This window comes from Pelagimonas sp. (genome assembly GCF_058892305.1).
In genome coordinates this window covers 38,135-43,159 of record NZ_JBZXVN010000026.1, presented here as the reverse complement: position 1 = coordinate 43,159, position 5,025 = coordinate 38,135, and the positions used below count along the sequence as shown (strand labels likewise).

General features: G+C 54.5%; 3 protein-coding genes. All 3 read left to right on the top strand.

Features of this window, described 5'->3' with window-relative positions:
• Positions 1-271: 271 nt before the first annotated feature.
• On the top strand, positions 272-1,486 hold the full coding sequence (locus AC5EFR_RS11405; RefSeq protein WP_493575937.1) for a GTP-binding protein: 1,215 nt from the start codon (positions 272-274) through the stop codon (positions 1,484-1,486).
• Positions 1,483-2,124 carry a DUF1826 domain-containing protein gene (locus AC5EFR_RS11400; RefSeq protein WP_493575936.1) on the top strand — a complete coding sequence of 214 codons (642 nt, stop codon included), beginning with the start codon at positions 1,483-1,485 and terminating at the stop codon, positions 2,122-2,124. Before AC5EFR_RS11405 ends, AC5EFR_RS11400 begins: the two co-directional genes overlap by 4 nt.
• A 370-nt stretch (positions 2,125-2,494) precedes the next feature.
• Positions 2,495-5,025, top strand: a 2,531-nt coding sequence (locus AC5EFR_RS11395; protein WP_493575935.1) for an Ig-like domain-containing protein, incomplete at its 3' end; no start/stop codon positions are given.

Genomic DNA, 5,025 nt, shown 5'->3' with positions numbered 1-5,025 from the left:
CACTTTGTTCCTAATTCCGTAAAAAACGCGTTCAAGCGTCTTAGACGGCTCTGGCTACGGCTAGGGCCGTTTTTGTTTGCGGTCCTCGGGCGTTTCACGCGGCTCACTTCGTCAAGGGGAGGAAAGGGGGTTGTTTGATGTAATGTTATAACATAACTGTATCGGCAAGTTGACCTGGGCAACAAAAATGAAGGCCAGCACGACACTTTTGGGTCAGAATTTTGGCCCGCCCCGACCCGGAACACCGCAAACAAGAAAAGTTGAATTCGCCATGAAAGACTACGACAGCTCAGATTCCCGCCTTCCCGTGACCGTGTTGTCTGGTTTCCTCGGGGCGGGGAAAACGACTTTGCTCAACCGGGTACTCAACAATCGTGACGGTCGACGCGTGGCAGTGATTGTCAACGATATGTCCGAGGTCAATATCGACGCGGATCTTGTCCGCGAGGGCACCGAGTTGTCGCGCTCAGAAGAGACGCTGGTTGAGATGTCGAATGGGTGCATTTGCTGCACCCTACGGGACGATCTTTTGAAAGAGGTTCGCAGCCTATCCGAAGAGGGGCGCTTTGACTATTTGTTGATTGAATCCACGGGGATATCCGAACCACTTCCAGTCGCGGCCACCTTTGATTTTCGTGATGAAAACGGCGAGAGCCTTTCGGATGTGGCGCGCCTCGATACGATGGTGACGGTTGTTGATGCCGTCAATCTGCTTGAGGATTTCTCGTCCCACGACTTTTTGACGGATCGCGGTGAATCTCTTGGGGATCAGGATGATCGCAGCCTTGTCAGCCTGTTGACTGAACAGATCGAGTTTGCCGATGTGGTGATCTTGAACAAAGTGTCCGACGCCGGACCAGAGCGCAGCAGCAATGCCCACAAAATCATTCGTAGTTTGAATGCCGATGCCAAGATCATTGAAACCGACCATTCGGACGTTCCCGCCAATGCGATTTTGGACACCGGGTTGTTTGATTTCGACACGGCGCATGAACATCCAATGTGGGCCAAAGAGCTTTATGGCTTTGCCAATCACACGCCAGAAGACGAGGAATACGGTATCACGTCTTTTGTGTTCCACGCCCGCGCGCCGTTTGATCCGCAAAAACTCCACGCAGTGTTGACCGGAGAACTGCCCGGCACAATCCGCGCCAAGGGGCATTTTTGGATCGCAACGCAGCCCGAATGGGCGGCGGAATTTAGCTTGGCCGGGGCCTTGTCGTCGGTCAAAGCCTTGGGGTTTTGGTGGGCTGCGGTCCCTCAAGAACGGCTGCCAAGCCATCCACAGGCACAGGCCGAAATTGCCCGTAATTGGGCCGAACCATGGGGGGATCGCCGTCAGGAAATCGTCTTTATTGGGGCCGGCTTGGACCGCGAAACTATTTCGGCCCGGCTGAATGCGGCTTTGATGGATGCGGATGAATTCACCCCGCAAGACTGGGCTGGTATGGCCGATCCATTCCCGCGTTGGGGCCAAGGTTCATGAGTGGGGCAACCCTTCACCGATTTGCCCAATCTCTCCCGAACGGGGTGCATATTGGGGATCAATCCACGGCCCTTAGTGCCATTCAAGACCCGGGGTGCGCCGCCGCGATCTGGCAACGCCAGCCCTTAGTGTCTTTTCAAAACTGGATTGATACGTTGGACCCTGATCGGCTTCCTACCGCCCGTATTGTTCTGCGCCCTGATCGGGTGCACGAGGCCATGAGCGCAATTTGTGATGACGCCAAAACGCCCAATGGGGCGGAGCGGGCGCGGTTGATTGACGATATTGCCGCGCTTGCAACGATGTTTGCCGAGGTGACATCGGCGCGCAATTTGCGCTTGCGTTTGGACGCGGTGACAACAAATGCCTGCCGGAAATTTCACGTTGATGCGATCCGCGCTCGGCTTGTCTGCACTTATCGAGGCACTGGAACGCAATATGGCAGGGCGACACCGGGCAAGGATCCAACTCGTATTTTTACGACCCCCACAGGTGCGCCGATTGTGCTGCGTGGACATAAATGGCCAGAGCAGCCGCGCGCCAACCTTTTGCATCGCTCGCCACCGATTGCAGGCACAGGCGAAACCCGACTTTTGCTTGTTCTTGATGAACTGTCAGATCACGAGGTCGCGATCTGACTATGCGCAGCTTTCACAGGCGTAAGAGATCCGTTTGGCAGCCCTCTTGCTGAGCGGACTATTGTGGGAACCCGCCGGTTCCCTGGGCGCAAGCCTTTGTTATTTAGACCATACATCGGCTGAAAACTCATCTTCCACACCCAGATTTCGACATCCATCAGGTCATCCGCCAAAAAGTCCCTGCGCCTATTCCTGCTCCTGTATGGTCCGGACTTTGTGTCTATTCCTTGGGGGGACGATAGATAGGTGTTGCCGCACAAGGTGTTTTGCTCTTACATCTTAAAACAAGTAGCTAGCACACGAAGCTGCGTTTTTTTAATCGTTTTTTTAGCGGTTTTTTTGGACCAATTACATCGGGGGAGGGAACCAAATGGTTACTTCATTGGACACGGGCGATTTTGCATTTGTCGGTTATAACTTTGACGCACCGGACGATTTCGCCATCGTCTTACTTGTTGATATAACGGCACCTCTCACTGTCTATTTCACAGATGATGAATGGAACGGTAGCGCCTTTAACACGGGCGAAACCACGATGACCTGGACAACGCCAGCCTCTTTGGCGGCCGGGACCGTGATCACCTTTACCAACCTGTCTGTGTCGCCAACGGTCTCAAGTGGCCATGGCTCCGTCAGCGGAACTTTGAGTTTGTCATCAGCTGGCGACTCGATACTTGCCTATCAGGGCAGCTTTGGCACACCTTCGCGCTTTATTTCGGGCTTTGCGACGGATGAACTGGGTTTTGCGCATTCTTCGGGCACCCTAAGCGGGACCGGTTTGGTTGTTGGCCAAACGGCCATCGAAACCGGTCTGGCCGTAAACAACAGTGTAGATGGCGGCGTCTATTCTGGGGCGCGCGATTCCGGCGCGACATTCGAAGATTATGCGGCGGCGGTGAACACCATCGCCAATTGGACACTCCATACCACTGATGGAACGTTAGCTCTCCCATTTAACACCACGGCGTTTACCACCGGTGGTGCGGACACAACCGCACCGCTTCTGTCGTCCTTGTCGCCGACGGATGGTGCCCTCAACGTTGGGTTGAATTCGAACCTCGTTCTTGGGTTCAACGAAGATGTGCAAGTCGGCACGGGTACAATCACCATCCGCAGAACTGACGACAACAGTGTTTTCGAGACGATCAGCGTTCCAAGCGGCGCGGTTTCTGCGTCGGGCACGCAGGTCACGATTAACCCCACTGGGACATTCGAAACCGCCACCCGCTATCATATCGAGGTCAGCAGCAATGCGATTACCGACACATCGGGCAATGCCTATGTCGGTATCAGTAACGCGCAAGATTTCAATTTCTCGACGGTATTGCCAAGCATTTCAGCGGCTCCGGCCCTAAGCGCCGGGTCGATTGCCTTCACCGGGTTCAACACTGATGGCAACGCCGATGATTTCGCCATCGTGGTGTTGGAAGAGTTGGACGGATCAGTAAACCCATTCCAGATTTACTTTACTGACCAGACGTGGAATGGTTCGGCTCTTGCGACCGGATCTGATGGAACCTTGATCTGGACCGTTGATGAACTCATCCCGGCCGGGACAGTGGTCAATTTCAACGACATAGGCTCCGAAGCAACCCTAAACACCTCCAACTTTGGTGTGACCCATGGGTTTGTGTCGCGCGATGAATCCTTCTCACCTGCGTCCGCAGGCGATGTTGTTCTCGCCTACACAGGGACACTAGAGTCGCCGGGCACCTTTCTGGCCGGTTTCGCAACAGACACCTTAGGTTTCACTCAAAGCGGCGGCACGCTGAGCGGGACGGGCCTTGTCGAAGGTGTCACAGCGGCCAACTTTGGCGCGCTTGAGGACGGCTTGGATGGTGCAAGCTATACCGGGGACCGCACAACCGAAGCGACATTTGCCGAATACCTCGACAATTTGAACTCTGTGTCTATCGGCAATTACACCACGGTCAACGGTGTCGGTGATGGGGAAACATTGTCGCCGTTCACCTCGACCACGTTTTCTGTTGCGGGCCCGGATGTCACCCCGCCCGGTCTCTTGTCTGTGACCCCATCGGATGGCACCGCATCCGTCACCGTTGGCTCAAATCTGACCATAACGTTCAACGAAGACGTTCAGGTCGGCACGGGCAACATAACCATCTACTCAGGCGTTGATAATTCAGTTGTCGCGCAAATTGATGTGACCTCAGGCCAAGTCTCCGTTTCTGGGGCCACGGTGACCATCAATCCAACCAATGACCTTGATGTTGCTCAGCCCTATTATGTTCAAATCGACTCTGGTGCGATTGAAGACACCGCCGGGAACGATTTTGGCGGAATTTCCAACACCACTGATTGGAACTTTTCAACCGAACTGCCGGCGCTAAGCACACCGAGCCTCTCGGCCGGGGCGATTGCCTTCACCGGGTTGAACGTGGATGGCAACGAAGATCTCTCCTTTGTTGTTCTCGAAGATCTGAATGGGGCCTCGAACCCGTTTCAGGTCTACTTTACCGATAATGAATGGACGGGGACCGCGTTTAACGTAGATGCGGGAACGATTACCTGGACAGTGACAAGCGATATTGCCGCCGGGACGGTCGTCACCTTTAGCAATGTACGTGATGGCGATGTCGCCGGGTATGGGGCCTCTGTCGGGTTGATTCAGGAAACGAATTCCTTTGATATCAATAGCGCGGGCGATGTCATTTTTGCCTATGTTGGCACCCAGAATGCGCCGACGAGTACCCAGTTCCTAGCGGGTATTGCCACCGATGAACTTGGGTTCGGATATAACCCCGGTGGGCTGACCAATACTGGGCTTGTTGCCGGGTCAACCGCAATTAGCCTGTCTAACGGAAGCACATCCCCCGATGGCGCAGCCTATACCGGAACACGCGATAACCTCACCTCGATTGCCAATTACGCGTCTCAGGT

Coding starts and splice junctions, on each gene's coding strand:
- AC5EFR_RS11405 (WP_493575937.1), top strand. CDS start 272: ATGAAAGACTACGACAGCTCAGATTCCCGCCTTCCCGTGACCGTGTTG.
- AC5EFR_RS11400 (WP_493575936.1), top strand. CDS start 1,483: ATGAGTGGGGCAACCCTTCACCGATTTGCCCAATCTCTCCCGAACGGG.